The following is an 18,913-nucleotide window of genomic DNA, read 5'->3' as shown; positions in this document are numbered from 1 at the left end:
TGAACCGCCCCTGCAGCCCAGCTGCAGGGGCGTTTCTCTTTGTGCGTAGGAAAAAGTGGTGCGCAGGAAAGTGATATGCAGATCGGGGTGGCGTGCACCCCGCTGAGTCATCCATACGAGAGTTCTGTCCCTGTCGCCTCGACGTGAAGCCCGATTCCTCCTGGAGTCGGGCTTTTTCGTGGGTTGACCTTGATTGTGCAAAGACGGTGCTTTGCCCCTCGTGGCATGAGCCGACGATCAAAATGCCGTAGTCTCTAGGCATATCTTTTTGATGACAGGGAAGGCAATGGACGAGTTGATCGTGGTCGGTGCCGTGTTTGCGGTTCTGGTCATCGGTGGGGCGCTGACGGGTTGGCTCAGTCTGCTCAAGATCAAGGGGCTGGAGCAGCGTGTTCTCAAGCTGGAAGCACAGCTGCGGGAGGTCGGGCCACAGCTTATGCACAGCACCTCCAGGCGTCAGGGTGTGGATAAGTCGAATGATGGCTCTACCACGACTGACGATGCCGAGGGGGGCTTGTCACCTGATGGGAAGAAGGCTGCAGCGAGCCGAAGTCCTATTGACGAGGCATCCTCTCATCAGGCGGATGCGGATGCGGGCGCCGCTCCCGTGAAGCTGCTCGAGTCGCTATGGACACGCTTGCTGCATGGTGCGTCTGGCAGGCCCAGGGGGGAGAGGCGTGAGACCGGCAGCACGGATCGCGCAGGTGGCACCCCCATGGCGCGGAGCTTCGCGGTAATGCGCGAGCACTGGATGATACTTGTCGGTGCCCTGTCTCTGGTCATGGCGGGCGTGATGCTGGTCGGTTACTCCCTTGAGCAGGGGCTGCTGGGGCCGGGCATGCGACTGGCGCTGGGGCTGGGCTTCGGCATCGGCATGATCGTGCTGGCTGAATGGCTACGTTGGCGCACGACGCAATCTCCCAGCTTGACCGGAGCCGTGAGCGGTGCGGGAAGTCTGGTCACCGCAGCAAGTCTATTGGCCGGTCACTACCTGCTGTCGTTGGGTTCTCCACTCGTCACCTTCGTGCTGTTGGCTCTGCTGAGTCTGTGGACGCTGGAGCGTGCCCGCCATCATGGCCCATGGCTGGCCGCGCTGGGCATGCTGGGTGGTTACGCCCTCCCGCTTGCCTTGCCCCTTCAGGCACAGTTGGGAGGAGCCGCCAGCCTGATGCTGCTGGGGCATCTAGGGGTCATCGCCCTGGCATGCCGCCTTCTGCACCGGAAGATCGGACTGAACTGGCTGTATTGGGGGGGATTGTGCGGTGCCTTGCTATGGTGGATGGCGCTGCTCCCCCTGGAGGCGGGAACTGTTGATCTGCGACCTGTCTCAGGCGAGCTGGAGCGCGGACTTGCGGGTCTCTGGTTGTGCCTGTTGGCTATTGCGTACCTCCATACCTGGCGAGACGAGTCTGGACGATCCGAAGGCCGGGTGGTGGCAGATGGCGCGCAGGGTGGCGTGAGTGCCACGGGGGAGGCCATGACCTGGTGGCCATGGCGTGCCACCCCGCGGGTGCAGCGTCATTGGATCGCGGGTCTGCTGCTGGGGGCCGTCAATGCCATGAGCCTGTTGCTGCCCCATGTTGGGGGGCTGGAGGCTGCCAATGACATCGCGCCCGGTGACTGGTTGCCGAGTGTCCTGCTGCTGTGGGTCACGGGATGGACCGCACGACACATGGCGGCTAGCTGGTCGATGATGGTGGGGGCGGTAGCGTTCTGGTTGTTGGCATGGGGATGGAGCCCACTGACGGCGAGCGGGATCTGGGTGATGACAGGGCCGATGGCGCTGTGTGTTGGATTGGTTGGCCTTGCCTGCTGGAAACCGCAGGCCTCGCAGGCACCTGCCAAGCAGGCGCACATGCTGTCTGCCTGCTGGTGGGCCATGGCGACTCTGGTACCGCTGGTCGCGTGGGGACTGGCCGTCTGGAACGGCACCATCCCTGTCGAGGCGGAGGGTGGAGCGGCCCCATGGCTGAACGCCGCCATGCCACCCTTGATCTGGGGGCTGGTATGTTGGATTGGCGCCAACCGTTTCCATTCGCGAGAAGGAGTGCGTCTGGCTGCCGGCCTGTGGCTGCCCGCTCAATTCGGGATTGCGCTGGCGCTGGTGATCGCGCTTGACGGTCCATCGCTGACACTGGCGTTGGCATTGCAACTGCTTGGGTTGACGGGGTGTGAGTGGCGTTGGTGGCGACTCCAGGCTGATGAGGATGGCGCCGGACGCTCCCTGTTTGCCGAGTTGGCGCGCCTGCTTGCCTGGGGGTTGGCCCTGCGTCTGGCCTGGGGTGTCGTCACTGGCACGTATGACGACATCAGTCACTGGCCGTTGCAGGTCTTTCTGCCGGTGCTTGTCTGTGTCGCCCTCAGCAGTCATGGCATGCGTCACCGCAAGTCTATCCAGCGCTGGCTGGAAGGGGTCGTGGTTCAGCTTGCGCTCGCCACGACAGTGCTGGAGATTCGTTATCTGCTGACAGACGGCCAGCCTTTCTCCGGCCCTCTTTCACTGGCGGAACTCTCCCTGCAGGTGTTGGCGCTCGCTGGTGTGGCGGCGGGCTATGCCTGGCGCGGGCGTGGTTCGGCGACGAATGTCGCGCTATACCGCCTGCTGGCCTCCGTCGTGGGCGGCCTGGCAGGAATCATTTGGCTTGCCGGCATCGTTCTGGCATTCAATCCGCTGTGGCAGGGCGGTGATGTCGGTCGCTGGCCATTGTTGAACTGGCTATTGCCCGCTTATGCGCTGCCGGCGCTGGGAGCCGCCCTGGTATGGCGTCTTTCGCAGCATGCTGCCTTGCTGCGTCGTCTCTGCGAGGTGGTGGGTCTGCTGGCTGTCGGGCTATGGATTGGGCTCAGCTTGCGCCATGTCTGGCATGGTGGCGCGCTCTGGCTCTGGCTCGGGGTCGAGCAGGCGGAGCTTTATGCCTATAGTCTCGCCTTGCTGGCCGTTGCGGCGAGTCTCGTGATCGGCGGTGCCAGAATGGGGCAACCGCACTGGCAGCGCGTCGGACAGGGGCTGTTGGTCGTGACGATTCTCAAGGTCGGACTCTGGGACACGGCGACTCTGGATGGCCTGTGGCGAGTGGGGTCATGGCTCGGGCTTGGAACCGTGCTGATGCTGCTGTCAGCGTTGTTCAAGCGCCTGGCAGGGGCCGGTACGCGAAGGGAGGAGCAGGAATGAGTGAAAAGCCCCCGAACTTTGGTCGTTGTTCTTGGCTCGCAAGCCCATGAATCCGATAGAATGTGCCCTTTTGCACAGGGACGCTCCCCGCATGACCATCCGTGATCTCATTCGCCTGCTCGGAGATGGTGACTACCACTCCGGAGAGGCCCTGGGCGAAGAGCTCGGGGTGTCGCGTACGGCGGTCTGGAAGCAGCTCAAGAAACTTGAGGCGCTTGATATCCCGCTTGAGGCTGTGAAGGGGTTGGGCTATCGACTGGCCAACCCTATCGAGTTGCTTGATGGACAGCGGATCATCGAAGCGCTGCCACGCGAGACTCGCAAGCATCTGAAGCGCCTGTTCATCGAGGAATCGTTGGATTCCACCAATACCTTCATCCGTGAGCGCTTTCGCCAGGGAGCGGGTCATGCAGAGGTCTGCCTGGCTGAGGTGCAGTCTGCCGGGCGGGGTCGTCGTGGTCGCGAGTGGCAGACGCCATGGGGCCGCAGCCTGGTCTTCTCACTTGGTTGGCGCTTCGAGTCAGGTGCCGCATCACTGGAAGGCTTGAGCCTGGCGATCGGCGTGGCAGTCGCCGAGGTGCTGGAGGCGGATGGGTTGCCTGCGCGCCTGAAGTGGCCGAATGACGTCCTGCTTCAGATACAGAAGGACCAGCCGAAGATTGCCGGCATTCTGGTCGAGGTGACAGGTGATGTCTCCGGGCCTTGTGATGTCGTGATCGGTATCGGGTTGAACATCGAGTTGCCCGCGAGTCATCGCGAGGATATCGGGCAATCGGTCGCGGCGGTACGTGACATCATCCCGGGCGCTTCACGCAACGCTTATGCGGCTCGCCTGATGGAGTCGCTGCTGGCCCTGTTGCCTGAGTTCGAAGCTGAAGGGTTCTCTGCCTGGCAGCAGCGCTGGAATGAGCGCAATGCGTTCAAGGGGCGCGATGTGGTGATTCTGCGAGGCGACAAGCGGGAGGAAGCCATCGCTGAAGGTGTGGATATCAACGGAAATCTCGAGGTGCGCATGAATGGCGAAACCATCACACTCGCCGGTGGCGAGATCAGTCTGCGCGCTGTCTCATGATTCTGGATCTTGATATCGGCAACACCTTGTCCAAGTGGCGTCTCAAGGACACTGTCTCCAGCGAGATCCGCTCACGCGGCGCAGTATGGACACGTGAAGAGTGGCGTCCAGGGGAGGATATTCCCGATCTGGACGTCGTCACGGCAGTGCGCATTTCCAGCGTGGCGCGCAAGCAGGTATTGGATGAGACCGTCGAGCTGCTGCGCAAGCAGGTCGGGGCAGTGCATGTGGCACGCTCGACACGTGAGGCGCTGGGGGTCACCTGCGGGTATGAAGAGCCGCAGCGATTGGGGGTGGATCGCTGGCTTGGCGCGCTTGCCGGGCATCATCTGACCGGCGGATGTTGCAGTGTGGACTGTGGAAGCGCCATTACCGTGGACTTCGTGTTGCCGGGCGGGAAGCATCTCGGGGGCTATATCATTCCCGGGCTACGCCTGATGAAGGAGAGCCTCAAGCTGGGGACGCGCAACGTGGCCATCGACCCGGACAGTGAGGTGGACAGCCTGCTGGCGCCGGGACGCAATACGGTGGAGGCGGTCAATCACGGGATCTACATGGCGGCGGTCAGTGCCGTCAATCGGTTGTATGCCGAGGTGTGTGATCGTGAGGGGGTCGCGCTGCCGCTGTTGCTGACCGGAGGGGATGCACGCGTGGTAGCGAGAGGCCTGCGGGTTCCTCATGCATTATGGCCGGACATGGTCTATGCCGGTCTCGAGGCGCTTTTCCCGCTGACAGCGGCGGAGCGTGCCGGACGCCTGTCAGGCGCGCCGGAGCAGCCGCGCGTTGCTGATCTGGAAAAACTTCGCTCAGGGCTTGCACTTACCCAGATGCTTTGACATACTACGCCCCGTTCTGAGGAGATACATTCCCTCAAGCGCTTGAAGTCAAAAGAAATCAAGCACTTGACAGCGTATCCCAAGCGGCGTAAGATTTGTCGCCATAGAAGAGGTGGGGTTCCCGAGTGGCCAAAGGGAGCAGACTGTAAATCTGCCGCGAAAGCTTCGAAGGTTCGAATCCTTCCCCCACCACCAGATTCGCTCATGATGGCATGTTCATCTGGGCAGCAAGAGTTGGAAAGCGGGCATAGTTTAATGGTAGAACCTCAGCCTTCCAAGCTGATGACGCGGGTTCGATTCCCGCTGCCCGCTCCAGTTCATCTCGTCTGACGAGATTGCGCAAAGGTTTTGCTCGTGTAGCTCAGGGGTAGAGCACACCCTTGGTAAGGGTGAGGTCGGCGGTTCAAATCCGCCCACGAGCTCCATACAACGGAAAGGCGAGTCGCAGTTTGGCTCGTCTTTTTCGTTTCCGACGACCTCCCAGGTCGCGGTCAAAGATAAGGCTTGTCAGTATGGGTTGTCTCAGCTATGATGGCGCCCGCTGTTAATTCAGCCTTGTTTTTAGTCTCTGGAACACGCAAGTGTTACAGGCCAGTAGCTCAATTGGCAGAGCAGCGGTCTCCAAAACCGCAGGTTGGGGGTTCGATTCCCTCCTGGCCTGCCATCCTTCCCCAGGATGGTATTCGACTTCTTACCGATTCTCGATTCTAGCGATCGCTGCACCCTTGAGGAGTCTCTTTGATGAAACAGAACGCCGAGGTGCAGGAAGCGCGCCACGACGGATTCAAGTGGTCGGTCGTTGTCATTCTTCTTGTGCTGGCTGTTGCCGGCAACGCCTATTTTGCTGACCAAGCGCTGCTTTATCGCGTGCTTGGTGTCGTCGTGCTTGGCGTTGCAGCGGCTGCTCTGGCCATCACGACCAACAAGGGTCGTGATGTCGTCGAGCTGGCAAGCAGTGCGCGCCGCGAGATCCAGCGCGTCGTTTGGCCGACCCGACAGGAAACTGTCCAGACAACTGCCATCGTGCTGGGTGCCGTGCTTATCGTGGGCCTGTTGCTATGGCTCATCGATACCACCCTCGGCTGGCTGATGTCCGGCATCGTCAGTTAACGGAGTTTCCATGTCCAAGCGTTGGTATGTCATACACGCCTATTCCGGTTTCGAAAAGCAGGTCATGCGCTCCCTGAATGAGCGTGTGAAGTTGTATGCCATGGAAGAGCACTTCGGTGAGATCCTGGTGCCTGTGGAAGAAATCGTCGAGATGCGTGACGGCAAGCGCCGCAAGAGTGAGCGCAAGTTCTATCCAGGCTACGTGCTGGTCGAGATGGACATGAATGATCAGTCCTGGCACCTGGTGAATGAAACCCCGCGCGTCATGGGGTTCATCGGTGGCACGCCGGAGAAGCCGGCTGCGATCACCCAGAAAGAAGCCGACGCCATGTTGCGTCGCGTTCAGGACGGTACTGATAAGCCGCGTCCAAAGACTCTCTTCGAGCCGGGCGAGACAGTGCGCGTCACCGACGGTCCTTTCGCCGATTTCAATGGCGTCGTCGAAGAAGTGAATTACGAAAAGAGCCGCCTGCAGGTCAGCGTGCTGATCTTCGGGCGTGCCACGCCAGTGGAACTCGAGTTCTCGCAGGTCGAGAAGGACTGATCTTTGGATCACCTTTCCTGTCTGGACACGAGCATCACGGCAACACGACGGGTCGCCTGAGGCGGCCCGGTTTCACGGGGAGCCGCAAGGCGCTACCACCCAAAATGGAGTCCTATCATGGCCAAGAAAGTACAGGCTTACATCAAGCTGCAGGTCGCAGCCGGTAAAGCTAACCCGAGCCCGCCCGTGGGTCCTGCCCTCGGTCAGCACGGTGTCAACATCATGGAGTTCTGTAAAGCGTTCAACGCCGCTACCCAGAACGTCGAGCCGGGCCTCCCGACTCCTGTGGTCATCACCGTGTATTCCGACCGCAGCTTCACCTTCGTCACCAAGACGCCGCCTGCCGCCGTCCTGCTGCTGAAGGCTGCTGGTCTGAAGTCCGGTTCTGGCGAGCCGAACAAGAAGAAGGTCGGTACCGTGACTCGCGCTCAGCTCGAAGAGATCGCGACCACCAAGGAACCGGACCTGACAGCTTCCAATCTGGACGCTGCTGTTCGCACCATCGCCGGTACTGCCCGTAGCATGGGCCTGAACGTGGAGGGTCTTTGATCATGGCCAAGATTTCAAAGCGCGCCCAGGCGATCAACGCAAAAGTCGAATCCGGTAAGGTCTACAGCGTCGAAGAAGCTGTCGCTCTGCTGTCCGAGCTGTCCACCGTCAAGTTCAAGGAGACTGTTGAAGTCTCTCTGAACCTGGGTGTCGATCCGCGTAAATCCGACCAGGTCGTTCGCGGCGCTACCGTCATGCCGAACGGCACCGGTAACGACGTGCGTGTCGCTGTCTTCACCCAGGGCGCCAACGCTGAAGCAGCGAAGGAAGCCGGTGCAGACGTCGTCGGCATGGACGATCTGGCTGAGCAGGTCAAGAAAGGCGTGATGGACTTCGACGTCGTCATCGCTTCTCCGGACGCCATGCGCGTCGTTGGTCAGCTGGGTCAGATCCTCGGCCCGCGCGGCCTGATGCCGAACCCGAAAGTCGGTACCGTGACGCCGGACGTCGCGACTGCCGTGAAGAATGCCAAGGCAGGTCAGGTGCGTTTCCGTACTGACAAGAACGGCATCATTCACGCCGGTATCGGCAAGATCGACTTCAGTGCAGACGCGATTCAGGGTAACATCGACGCCCTGGTCGCCGAAGTGAAGAAGCTCAAGCCGAGCACTTCCAAAGGTATCTACCTGAAGAAGATCACCCTGTCCAGCACCATGGGCCCGGGTCTGACCGTCGATCACGCCAAGTACGCGTAAGGCAGTCACAGAATGTTTCACTTTGCGGTCCCCGTGCTCAGCCGCGGGGCGCCGTCAAAGACCGCAGGTGCCAGCCTTGTCGCTTCGGTGGCAGGGCTGGCTTAATCGCGACGTGATGCCTGCATCGCGCGCAGCCTGCGCAGATGGTGTCCCAGCCTCGCTGGTGGCAGCCATCCTCCAAGACTCTCCCGCGCAGTTCAGGTGAGAGAGATGGTAAACCACTGGGGAATTCGTTCCCCGGCACGAAATGGAGTCAACACCGTGGCTTTAGGTCTCGAAGACAAGAAGGCAATTGTTGCTGAGGTCAGCGAAACCGCCAAGGGTGCTCTCTCCGTAGTCGCTGCCGACTCTCGTGGTGTAACTGTTGGCGCAATGACCGAATTGCGCAAGCAGTGCCGCGAAGCGGGCGTCCAGCTGCGTGTTGTTCGCAACACCCTGGCTCGCCGTGCGCTGTCCGGTACCTCTTATGAGGTGCTGAACGAGTCCTTCGTCGGCCCGACCCTGCTTGCATTCTCCATGGAACACCCGGGCGCTGGCGCTCGTCTGTTCAAGGAATTTGCCAAGAAGGTCGAGGCATTCGAAGTCAAGGCACTGGCCTACGAAGGCGAGTTCATCCCGGCGGCCAACATCGACCGTCTGGCATCTCTGCCGACCCGCGACGAAGCACTGTCCAAGCTGCTGTCTGTCATGAAGGAAGCTTCTGCAGGCAAGCTGGTCCGTACTATCGCAGCACTGCGCGATCAGAAGCAGGAAGCCGAAGCCGCCGCGTAAGCGTCGCTTCTTCCTCCTGGCTGTCTCGTGCAGCCTGAATCGATTTCCGTTTGACCGAGCATCTTTGCTCCGCAAAGTTTAGGATTGCTAAAATGGCACTGACCAAAGAAGACATCATCAACGCCGTCGCTGACATGACCGTCATGGAAGTGGCTGAGCTGATCGAAGCAATGGAAGAGAAGTTCGGCGTTTCTGCCGCTGCCGCCGTCGTTGCTGGCCCGGCCGCTGCAGGTGAAGCCGCTGAAGAACAGACCGAGTTCGACATCGTTCTGACTGCTGCTGGTGACAAGAAAGTCAACGTCATCAAGGCTGTTCGCGAACTGACTGGCCTGGGCCTGAAAGAAGCCAAGGCAGCTGTTGACGGCGCTCCGGCCACCCTGAAAGAAGGCGTGAGCAAGGAAGACGCTGAAGAAGCGAAGAAGAAGCTGGAAGAAGCTGGCGCGTCCGTGGAACTCAAGTAACTCGTGTTCCAGGCTACGCACGCTGCGTAAGCTTCCTGGCTGGTGGCGGACTCCGCCACCAGCCTTTTTCTGTTGCAAGACGAATTATGACGGCGAGCCAGCCCGCAAGGGAGGCTTGCCGTCCGCGCCTGATGGACATCGCCGCGCCATCAGGTATGAGCCGACCACGCATCGGTCACCCAAGGTGAACAAGCTGGGGAATACAGATGGCTTACTCATACACTGAGAAAAAACGCATCCGCAAGGATTTTGGCAAACTGCCCCAAGTGATGGATGTGCCTTACCTGCTGGCCATCCAGCTTGATTCCTACCACGACTTTCTCCAGCAGGACAGGGCGCCAGAACAGCGCCTGGAAGTCGGCCTTCACGCTGCCTTCAAGTCCGTGTTCCCGATTGCCAGTTTCTCTGGCAACGCAGCGCTCGAGTATGTCAGCTACCGTTTCGGTACGCCGGCGTTCGACGTAAAGGAATGTCAGCTGCGCGGAGTGACCTACTCTGCACCGCTGCGCGTGAAAGTGCGCCTGATGATCTACGACAAGGAATCGTCCAACAAGGCGATCAAGGACATCAAGGAGCAGGAAGTCTACATGGGGGAAATCCCCCTGATGACAGAGAACGGTACCTTCGTCATCAATGGTACTGAACGTGTCATCGTGTCTCAGCTGCATCGCTCGCCGGGTGTGTTCTTCGATCACGACAAGGGCAAGAGCCACTCGTCCGGCAAGTTGCTGTACTCCGCACGTGTGATTCCTTACCGCGGTTCCTGGCTGGACTTCGAGTTTGACCCGAAGGACAACGTCTACGTCCGTATCGACCGTCGTCGCAAGCTGCCGGCCTCCGTGCTGCTGCGTGCCATGGGCATGACCAGCGAAGAGATTCTCGGTACCTTCTTCGATACCACCATGTACCACATCGAGCGCAGCGGCTTCTCCGTTGAGCTGGTGCCGTCACGCCTGCGTGGCGAGACTGCCGCCTTCGACATCAAGGATGCCGATGGCAGCGTGATCGTGGAAGAAGGTCGTCGCATCACCCAGAAGCACGTCCGTCAGATGGAAAGCTCCGGCCTCGAGCGTCTCGAAGTGCCGATGGAGTACCTCTACGGCAAGGTGCTGGCCAAGGATCAGATCGATCCGGCCACCGGTGAGCTGGTGTGCGAATGCAACAGCGAGATCACCCCGGAACTGCTGGAGAAGATGGCTCAGGCCAAGATCACCCAGTTCGAGGTCATCTACACCAACGATCTGGATTGCGGTCCGTTCGTGTCTGACACATTGAAGCTGGATACCACGCGTAACCAGCTCGAGGCACTGGTCGAGATCTACCGCATGATGCGTCCGGGCGAGCCGCCCACCAAGGACGCGGCAGAATCACTGTTCCAGAACCTGTTCTTCAGCGAAGACCGCTACGACCTGTCGGGCGTGGGTCGCATGAAGTTCAACCGTCGCCTGCGTCGCGAAAGCGATACCGGCAGCGGCGTGCTCGATCAGGACGATATCCTGACCGTCATGCAGGAACTGATCAGCATCCGTAACGGCAATGGCGATGTCGATGACATCGACCACCTGGGCAACCGTCGTATTCGCTCTGTGGGCGAAATGGCGGAAAACCAGTTCCGTGTCGGTCTGGTCCGTGTCGAGCGTGCGGTCAAGGAGCGTCTCTCCATGGCCGAGAGCGAAGGCCTGATGCCGCAGGATCTCATCAACGCCAAGCCGGTTGCGGCGGCGGTGAAGGAATTCTTCGGTTCCAGCCAGCTCTCCCAGTTCATGGATCAGAACAACCCGCTGTCCGAAGTGACGCACAAGCGCCGTGTCTCCGCGCTTGGTCCGGGTGGTCTGACCCGTGAGCGCGCCGGCTTCGAAGTTCGTGACGTTCACGCCACGCACTACGGCCGTCTGTGCCCGATCGAGACGCCGGAAGGCCCGAACATCGGTCTGATCAACTCCCTGGCGACCTACTCCAAGACCAACAGCTATGGCTTCCTCGAGACGCCGTACCGCAAGGTCGTGGATTGTCAGGTCACCGACGACGTCGTCGATCTGTCCGCGATCGAGGAAGGCGATTTCATCATCGCCCAGGCCTCCGCGACCGTCGACGAGAACAACCGTCTGGTCGACGACCTGGTTCAGGTGCGTCACCGTGGCGAGACTACCTTCATGGCGCCGGAAAAGGTCACCATGATGGACGTGTCTCCGCGTCAGGTCGTCTCCGTCGCTGCGGCATTGATCCCGTTCCTCGAGCACGATGATGCCAACCGCGCCCTGATGGGTGCGAACATGCAGCGTCAGGCCGTTCCGACCCTGAAGGCTGACAAGCCGCTGGTCGGTACCGGCATGGAGCGCTTCGTGGCGCGTGACTCCGGCGTCTGCGCCGTGGCACGTCGTGGCGGCGTCATCGACTCCGTCGATGCCAAGCGTATCGTCGTGCGTGTGCGGGAAGAAGAGATCATCGGCGGTGAAGCCGGCGTTGATATCTACAACCTGACCAAGTACGTCCGCTCGAACCAGAACACCTGTCAGAACCAGCGTCCGATCGTGCGCCCGGGCGACGAAGTCGCCATCGGCGATATCCTGGCCGACGGCCCGTCCGTCGACATGGGGGATCTGGCACTGGGTCAGAACATGCGTCTGGCGTTCATGCCCTGGAACGGCTTCAACTTCGAGGACTCCATCCTGTTCTCGGAGCGTGTGGTGCAGGAAGATCGCTTCACCACCATCCACATCCAGGAACTGACCTGTGTCGCGCGTGACACCAAGCTCGGGCCGGAAGAAATCACGTCCGATATCCCGAACGTCGGCGAGTCCGCACTCTCCAAGCTGGATGAGTCCGGTGTCGTCTACATCGGTGCCGAGCTGAATCCGGGCGATATCCTGGTCGGCAAGGTCACGCCGAAGGGCGAGACCCAGCTGACGCCGGAAGAGAAGCTGCTGCGTGCCATCTTCGGCGAGAAGGCGTCCGACGTGAAGGACACCTCTCTGCGTGCCCCGACCGGCATGAAGGCCACCGTCATCGACGTTCAGGTCTTCACCCGTGACGGCGTCGAGAAGGATCAGCGTGCGCTCTCCATCGAGCAGATGCAGCTGGCCGAGGTCCGCAAGGACCTGCAGGAAACCTACCGCATCGCGGAAGAGGCGACCTTCGAGCGTCTGCAGCGCAACCTGGTCGGTCAGGCGGTCAACGGTGGTCCGAAGCTCAAGAAGGGCGACGTGCTGACCGATGACTACCTCGAGGCCCTGCCGCGTCAGGAGTGGTTCAAGCTGCGTCTGCAGGACGAATCTCTCAATGAGCTGCTGGCCCAGGCCGATGAGCAGCTCGAGATCCGTCGTCGCGAGATGGACGAGCGCTTCGAAGACAAGAAGCGCAAGCTCACCCAGGGCGATGATCTGGCACCGGGCGTGCTCAAGATCGTCAAGGTATACGTCGCCGTGAAGCGCCGTATCCAGCCGGGTGACAAGATGGCCGGTCGTCACGGTAACAAGGGTGTCATCTCCGCGATCATGCCGGTGGAAGACATGCCGTTCGATGGTTACGGCGAGCCGGTAGATGTCGTGCTGAACCCGCTGGGTGTTCCGTCGCGCATGAACGTCGGTCAGATCCTCGAGACCCACCTCGGCATGGCCGCGCGTGGTCTGGGCGTGAAGATCGAGCACATGCTGCGCGAAGAGCGTGCCGAGCAGGTCAAGCAGATCCGCGAGTTCCTCGACAAGGTGTACAACACCGTCGGAGGCCGCCAGGAAGACCTCTCCGTGCTCAGTGATGACGAGATCATCACCATGGCGCACAACCTGAAGAAGGGCGTACCGATGGCGACGCCGGTCTTCGATGGCGCCAAGGAACACGAGATCAAGCAGTTGCTCACGCTGGCCGGTATCCCCGATTCCGGACAGATGGACCTCTACGATGGCCGCACCGGCGAGAAGTTCGATCGCAAGGTGACCGTCGGTTACATGTACATGCTCAAGCTCAACCACTTGGTGGATGACAAGATGCATGCGCGTTCGACCGGCTCCTACTCCCTCGTCACGCAGCAGCCGCTGGGTGGTAAGGCGCAGTTTGGTGGTCAGCGCTTCGGTGAGATGGAGGTCTGGGCCCTCGAGGCGTACGGCGCTGCCTACACCCTCCAGGAGATGCTCACGGTCAAGTCCGATGACGTGGAAGGCCGTACCAAGATGTACAAGAGCATCGTAGATGGCGATCACACCATGCAGGCGGGCATGCCCGAATCCTTCAACGTGCTGGTGAAGGAAATCCGCTCGCTGGGTATCGACATGGAGCTGGAAGGCTGACGCCGAAAAGCCACAAGTATTGACGGTCCGCAAAGCCTGGTGTCAGCAGCCAGGCTTTGCCCATGACAACTCCGCAACGGAGCGACCCATGAAAGATTTGGTGAAAGTTCTCAAATCGCAGGCGCAGTCCGAAGAATTCGACGCCATCAAGATTACCCTGGCGTCTCCGGACATGATTCGCTCGTGGTCTTTTGGTGAAGTGAAGAAGCCTGAAACCATCAATTACCGGACATTCAAGCCGGAACGTGATGGTCTTTTCTGTGCCAAGATCTTTGGTCCGGTGAAGGACTACGAGTGCCTGTGTGGCAAGTACAAGCGGATGAAGCATCGCGGCATCATCTGTGAGAAGTGTGGCGTTGAAGTGACCAAGGCGGCAGTGCGTCGTGAGCGTATGGCTCACATCGAACTGGCCAGCCCGGTCGCGCACATCTGGTTCCTGAAGTCGCTGCCGTCCCGTATCGGCATGCTGCTCGACATGACTCTGCGTGATATCGAGCGTGTGCTGTACTTCGAAAGCTTCGTGGTCATCGATCCGGGCATGACGACCCTCGAGAAGGGTCATCTGCTCAATGATGAGCAGTACTTCGAGGCGCTGGAAGAATTCGGCGATGACTTCGATGCCCGCATGGGTGCCGAGGCCATCAAGGCGCTGCTCGAGGACATCGAGCTGGAAGAAGAGGTCGAGCGCCTGCGCGAAGAGATTCCGCAGACCAACTCCGAGACCAAGATCAAGAAGCTGTCCAAGCGCCTCAAGCTGCTGGAAGCCTTCTACTATTCCGGCAACAAGCCGGGCTGGATGATCATGGAAGTGCTGCCAGTGCTGCCGCCGGACCTGCGTCCGCTGGTACCGCTGGACGGCGGCCGCTTCGCGACCTCGGATCTGAACGATCTGTATCGCCGCGTGATCAACCGCAACAACCGCCTCAAGCGTCTGCTCGACCTCAATGCGCCGGACATCATCGTGCGCAACGAGAAGCGCATGCTGCAGGAATCCGTGGATGCACTGCTCGACAACGGTCGTCGCGGTCGCGCCATCACCGGTTCCAACAAGCGTCCGCTGAAGTCACTGGCCGACATGATCAAGGGCAAGCAGGGTCGTTTCCGTCAGAACCTGCTGGGCAAGCGTGTCGACTACTCCGGTCGTTCCGTCATCACCGTCGGCCCGACCCTGCGTCTGCACCAGTGTGGTCTGCCGAAGAAGATGGCGCTTGAGCTGTTCAAGCCGTTCATCTACGCCAAGCTGCAGGCCTCCGGTCACGCCAGCACCATCAAGGCCGCCAAGAAGATGGTCGAGCGTGAAGCCCCGGAAGTCTGGGATTTCCTCGCCGACGTCATCCGCGAGCACCCGGTGCTGCTGAACCGTGCCCCGACTCTGCACCGTCTGGGTATCCAGGCGTTCGAGCCGCTGCTGATCGAAGGCAAGGCCATCCAGCTGCACCCGCTGGTCTGCGCGGCGTACAACGCCGACTTCGATGGTGACCAGATGGCCGTTCACGTACCGCTGACGCTGGAAGCCCAGCTGGAAGCGCGTGCGTTGATGATGTCGACCAACAACGTGCTGTCGCCGGCCAACGGCGAGCCGATCATCGTGCCGTCCCAGGACGTCGTGCTGGGTCTGTACTACATGACCCGCGAGAAGATCGGTGCCAAGGGTGAGGGCATGGCCTTCGCGAACCTGGGTGAAGTCGAGCGTGCCTTCGGCACGCACAGCGCTCACCTGCACGCGATGGTCAAGGTCCGTCTGACCGAGACGCTCAAGGATGAAGAATCCGGCGAGCTGTACGAGAAGACGTCCCTGCACGACACCACCATCGGTCGCGCACTGCTGTTCCGCATTCTGCCGAAGGGCATGCCGTTCGAGCTGATCAACCAGGTGATGAAGAAGAAAGCCATCTCCGGTCTGATCAACGAGGCGTACCGTCGTGTCGGTCTGAAGGACACCGTCATCTTCGCTGACCAGCTGATGTACACCGGCTTCCGTCTCGCGACCTGGTCCGGCGCCTCCATCGGCGTCAACGACTTCGTCATTCCGGACGCGAAGAAGGTCATCATCGACGCGGCCGAAGACGAAGTGAAAGAGATCGAAGACCAGTTCTCCTCCGGTCTCGTGACCGCGGGCGAGAAGTACAACAAGGTCATCGATATCTGGGCGCGTGCCAACGACCGTGTCGCCAAGGAGATGATGGCGGGTATCTCGAAAGAGACCGTCGTCAACTGGAAGGGCGAAGTGGTCAACGGCGAAGACGGCAAGCCGATGGAGCAGGAGTCGTTCAACAGCGTCTTCATCATGGCTGACTCCGGTGCTCGTGGTTCCGCGGCCCAGATTCGTCAGCTGGCCGGCATGCGTGGCCTGATGGCCAAGCCGGATGGCTCGATCATCGAGACGCCGATCACCGCCAACTTCCGTGAAGGTCTGAACGTACTCCAGTACTTCATCTCCACCCACGGTGCCCGTAAGGGTCTGGCGGATACGGCACTGAAGACCGCCAACTCCGGTTACCTGACGCGTCGTCTGGTCGATGTTGCCCAGGATCTGGTCATCACCGAAGCGGATTGTGGCACTCAGGAAGGTCTGATCCTGCACCCGGTCATCGAAGGCGGTGACATCATCGTCCCGCTGTCTCAGCGTGTGCTGGGTCGTGTCGTGGCACAGGATGTCGTCGATCCGGTCTCTGATGAGGTCCTGATCGCACGCGGCACCCTGCTGGATGAAGCCTGGTGTGCACAGCTCGATACCATGGGTGTCGATGAGATCATCGTGCGTACCACCATCGGCTGTGAAACCGTGCACGGTGTCTGCTCGGCCTGTTATGGCCGTGATCTGGCGCGTGGCCATCAGGTCAACGTCGGTGAAGCCATCGGTGTCATCGCGGCACAGTCCATCGGTGAGCCGGGTACCCAGCTGACCATGCGTACCTTCCACATCGGTGGTGCCGCCTCGCGTGCTTCTGCCGTGGATAGCGTCCAGGTCAAGCACGGCGGCCACGTGCGTCTGCACAACATCAAGTCGGTCGAGCGCGCGGATGGCAAGCTGATCGTCGTCTCGCGTTCCAGTGCGCTGGCTGTCGCTGACGATCACGGTCGTGAGCGTGAGTTCTACAAGCTGCCGTATGGTGCCGAGCTGTCCGTACGTGACGGTGACAAGGTCGAATCCGGTCAGTCCGTCGCCAAGTGGGATCCGCACACTCACCCGATCGTCGCCGAAGTGGCGGGTCAGGTGCAGTTCACGGACATGGAAGATGGTCAGACCATCAACCGTACCACCGACGAGATGACAGGCCTGTCCTCCATCGAAGTCATCGAGAGCGCCTCACGTCCGTCCGCGGCACGTGACAAGCGTCCGATGATCATGCTGGTGGATTCCAGTGGCAAGCACGTGACACTGCCGGGCTCCAACACGCCGGTCCAGTACCTGCTGCCGGGCAATGCCGTCGTGTCCGCCGAGAATGGCGCAGCCGTCGGTGTGGGTGACGTCATCGCACGTATCCCGATGGAAGCGTCCGGTAACAAGGACATCACCGGTGGTCTGCCGCGCGTTGCCGACCTGTTCGAAGCACGTCGTCCGAAGGAACCGGCCATCCTGGCCGAGATCTCCGGTACCGTGACCTTCGGCAAGGAAACCAAGGGCAAGCGTCGCCTGACCATCACGCCGGCCGAAGGTGACCCGTTCGAGCTGTTGATCCCGAAATGGCGCCAGATCAGCGTCTTCGAAGGGGAAACGGTCGAGAAGGGTGAGGTCATCTCCGATGGCCCGAGCAATCCGCACGATATCCTGCGTCTGCTCGGCGTCGCGGAAATGACCAAGTACATCACCACCGAAGTCCAGGAGGTCTATCGCCTCCAGGGTGTCGGCATCAACGACAAGCACATCGAAGTCATCGTGCGTCAGATGCTGCGCAAGGTGGAGATCACCGATTCCGGCGATTCCAGCTTCATCACCGGCGACCAGGTGGAATACGCCCGTGTCGTCGAAGAGAACATGCGTCTCGAGGCCGAAGGCAAGTTCCCGGCCAAGTTCGACCGCATCCTGCTCGGTATCACCAAGGCGAGCCTGGCGACAGAATCGTTCATCTCGGCGGCCTCCTTCCAGGAGACCACACGAGTTCTGACCGAAGCCTCTGTCACCGGCAAGCGCGATTATCTCCGTGGTCTGAAGGAGAACGTCGTGGTGGGTCGCCTGATCCCGGCGGGTACTGGCCTGGCTTATCACGATGAGCGTCGCCGCCGTCGTGATGGCCTGCCGCTCGCACCGGCCCCGTCGGCACAGGACGTCGAGCAGGAGCTGGGTGCCCAGCTGACCGCTCTCGACGCGGACGACGACGACCTCTGAGGTCTTGAGCCCCGCCGTCGCTGACGGCGGGGTTGACGCCCTTGTGGCCCAAGCCCTAGAATATGCAGCCTTTAACAGTAGGGCAGGTGCATCCTGTCCGATTGTTGGAAGGCAGTACAACCCATTGGAGCAAGCAAATGGCAACCGTAAACCAGCTCGTGCGCAAGCCGCGCAAGCGTCAGGCGTCCAAGAGTGACGTCCCTGCGCTGCAGGCATGCCCGCAGAAGCGTGGCGTGTGTACTCGCGTATACACCACTACCCCGAAGAAGCCGAACTCCGCACTCCGTAAGGTCTGCCGTGTTCGCCTGACCAACGGCTTCGAAGTCTCTTCCTACATCGGCGGTGAAGGTCACAACCTTCAGGAACACTCTGTTGTTCTGATCCGTGGCGGTCGTGTGAAGGATTTGCCGGGTGTCCGTTACCACACCGTTCGTGGTGCACTGGATACCTCTGGCGTGCAGAACCGTAAGCAGGGCCGTTCCAAGTACGGCGCCAAGCGTCCGAAGGCGTAATTCAAAGTTTAATATCGGTCTGATAAGAGTAAGGTCGGGTGTCGCGTCCATCGCGAGGCATCCCGGGTTTACCTGAAGGACCCTTCTACTGAGGGCTTATCATGCCTAGAAGACGTGTAGCAGCTAAGCGCGAAATCCTGCCGGATCCGAAGTTCGGAAGCGAGCGCCTGGCCAAGTTCATGAACCACCTGATGATCAGCGGCAAGAAGTCTGCAGCCGAGCGCATCGTTTACGGTGCCCTCGACCGTGTTGCCGAACGCTCCAATGATGAGCCGCTGGATCTCTTCGACAAGGCGTTGGAAGCCATCCAGCCGATGGTTGAGGTGAAGTCCCGTCGTGTCGGTGGTGCTACCTACCAGGTGCCGGTCGAAGTTCGTCCGTCCCGTCGCCAGGCACTGGCCATGCGTTGGCTGGTGGACGCTGCGCGCAAGCGCGGCGAAAAGACCATGGTGCAGCGCCTCTCTGGCGAGATCCTGGATGCCGCTGAAGGCAAGGGTTCTGCTGTGAAGAAGCGTGAAGACGTGCACCGCATGGCAGAAGCCAACAAGGCCTTCTCCCACTACCGCTTCTAAACAACG

At 60.6% G+C, this 18,913-nt stretch carries 13 protein-coding genes and 4 tRNA genes; all 17 read left to right on the top strand.

The window, feature by feature from the left end; all coding sequences use genetic code 11:
* Positions 1 to 286: 286 nt before the first annotated feature.
* The 17 genes from PJK54_RS16685 (at position 287) to rpsG (ending at position 18,907) form a co-directional block, all read left to right on the top strand.
* Positions 287 to 3,172 carry a DUF2339 domain-containing protein gene (locus tag PJK54_RS16685; RefSeq protein ID WP_271303385.1) on the top strand — a complete coding sequence of 962 codons (2,886 nt, stop codon included), beginning with the start codon at positions 287 to 289 and terminating at the stop codon, positions 3,170 to 3,172.
* Positions 3,173 to 3,263: 91 nt separating this feature from the next.
* Positions 3,264 to 4,244: a biotin--[acetyl-CoA-carboxylase] ligase gene (locus PJK54_RS16680; RefSeq protein ID WP_077373336.1), complete on the top strand. Its 981-nt coding sequence runs from the start codon at positions 3,264 to 3,266 to the stop codon at positions 4,242 to 4,244.
* Entirely contained in the window at positions 4,241 to 5,080 is an 840-nt protein-coding gene (locus PJK54_RS16675; RefSeq protein WP_077373339.1) for a type III pantothenate kinase, read from the top strand. The genes PJK54_RS16680 and PJK54_RS16675 overlap by 4 nt, the downstream gene beginning before the upstream one ends.
* A 111-nt stretch (positions 5,081 to 5,191) precedes the next feature.
* Positions 5,192 to 5,275, top strand: a tRNA-Tyr gene (locus PJK54_RS16670).
* A gap of 46 nt (positions 5,276 to 5,321) precedes the next feature.
* Positions 5,322 to 5,395 (top strand) — tRNA-Gly (locus tag PJK54_RS16665).
* Between the two features lie 35 nt (positions 5,396 to 5,430).
* Positions 5,431 to 5,505: transfer RNA gene (locus PJK54_RS16660), tRNA-Thr, on the top strand.
* Between the two features lie 163 nt (positions 5,506 to 5,668).
* Positions 5,669 to 5,744: transfer RNA gene (locus tag PJK54_RS16655), tRNA-Trp, on the top strand.
* A 77-nt stretch (positions 5,745 to 5,821) separates the two neighbouring features.
* On the top strand, positions 5,822 to 6,190 hold the full coding sequence (gene secE, locus PJK54_RS16650) for a preprotein translocase subunit SecE (RefSeq protein WP_043334897.1): 369 nt from the start codon (positions 5,822 to 5,824) through the stop codon (positions 6,188 to 6,190).
* Positions 6,191 to 6,200: 10 nt separating this feature from the next.
* Complete coding sequence (gene nusG / locus PJK54_RS16645; RefSeq protein WP_065392619.1) at positions 6,201 to 6,734, top strand: transcription termination/antitermination protein NusG; 534 nt, start codon at positions 6,201 to 6,203, stop codon at positions 6,732 to 6,734.
* 117 nt (positions 6,735 to 6,851) lie between these two features.
* Positions 6,852 to 7,283 carry a 50S ribosomal protein L11 gene (gene rplK / locus PJK54_RS16640; protein ID WP_043334893.1) on the top strand — a complete coding sequence of 144 codons (432 nt, stop codon included), beginning with the start codon at positions 6,852 to 6,854 and terminating at the stop codon, positions 7,281 to 7,283.
* 2 nt (positions 7,284 to 7,285) lie between these two features.
* Positions 7,286 to 7,978, top strand: coding sequence for a 50S ribosomal protein L1 (gene rplA / locus PJK54_RS16635; RefSeq protein ID WP_065392620.1), 693 nt, complete (start codon positions 7,286 to 7,288; stop codon positions 7,976 to 7,978).
* Positions 7,979 to 8,239: 261 nt separating this feature from the next.
* Positions 8,240 to 8,749, top strand: coding sequence for a 50S ribosomal protein L10 (gene rplJ / locus PJK54_RS16630; RefSeq protein ID WP_065392618.1), 510 nt, complete (start codon positions 8,240 to 8,242; stop codon positions 8,747 to 8,749).
* A 92-nt stretch (positions 8,750 to 8,841) separates the two neighbouring features.
* The gene (rplL, locus tag PJK54_RS16625) at positions 8,842 to 9,210 is read left to right on the top strand and encodes a 50S ribosomal protein L7/L12 (protein WP_043334886.1); all 369 of its coding nucleotides are present in this window, start codon (positions 8,842 to 8,844) and stop codon (positions 9,208 to 9,210) included.
* Between the two features lie 206 nt (positions 9,211 to 9,416).
* Positions 9,417 to 13,493: a DNA-directed RNA polymerase subunit beta gene (gene rpoB / locus PJK54_RS16620; RefSeq protein ID WP_271303384.1), complete on the top strand. Its 4,077-nt coding sequence runs from the start codon at positions 9,417 to 9,419 to the stop codon at positions 13,491 to 13,493.
* 88 nt (positions 13,494 to 13,581) lie between these two features.
* Positions 13,582 to 17,823, top strand: coding sequence for a DNA-directed RNA polymerase subunit beta' (gene rpoC / locus PJK54_RS16615; protein ID WP_077373345.1), 4,242 nt, complete (start codon positions 13,582 to 13,584; stop codon positions 17,821 to 17,823).
* 137 nt (positions 17,824 to 17,960) lie between these two features.
* Positions 17,961 to 18,335, top strand: a complete 375-nt coding sequence (rpsL, locus tag PJK54_RS16610) for a 30S ribosomal protein S12 (protein ID WP_077373348.1) — start codon at positions 17,961 to 17,963, stop codon at positions 18,333 to 18,335.
* A gap of 101 nt (positions 18,336 to 18,436) precedes the next feature.
* Positions 18,437 to 18,907 (top strand): 30S ribosomal protein S7, encoded by a 471-nt coding sequence (gene rpsG, locus PJK54_RS16605; RefSeq protein ID WP_043334878.1) that lies wholly within the window; start codon positions 18,437 to 18,439, stop codon positions 18,905 to 18,907.
* The last annotated feature ends 6 nt before the right edge of the window (positions 18,908 to 18,913 follow it).

The organism is Cobetia sp. MMG027 (assembly GCF_027947415.1).
Classification (GTDB): domain Bacteria; phylum Pseudomonadota; class Gammaproteobacteria; order Pseudomonadales; family Halomonadaceae; genus Cobetia; species Cobetia marina.
The sequence above is the reverse complement of the archived record's forward strand: the minus strand, read 5'-3'. Positions and strand labels throughout refer to the sequence as shown.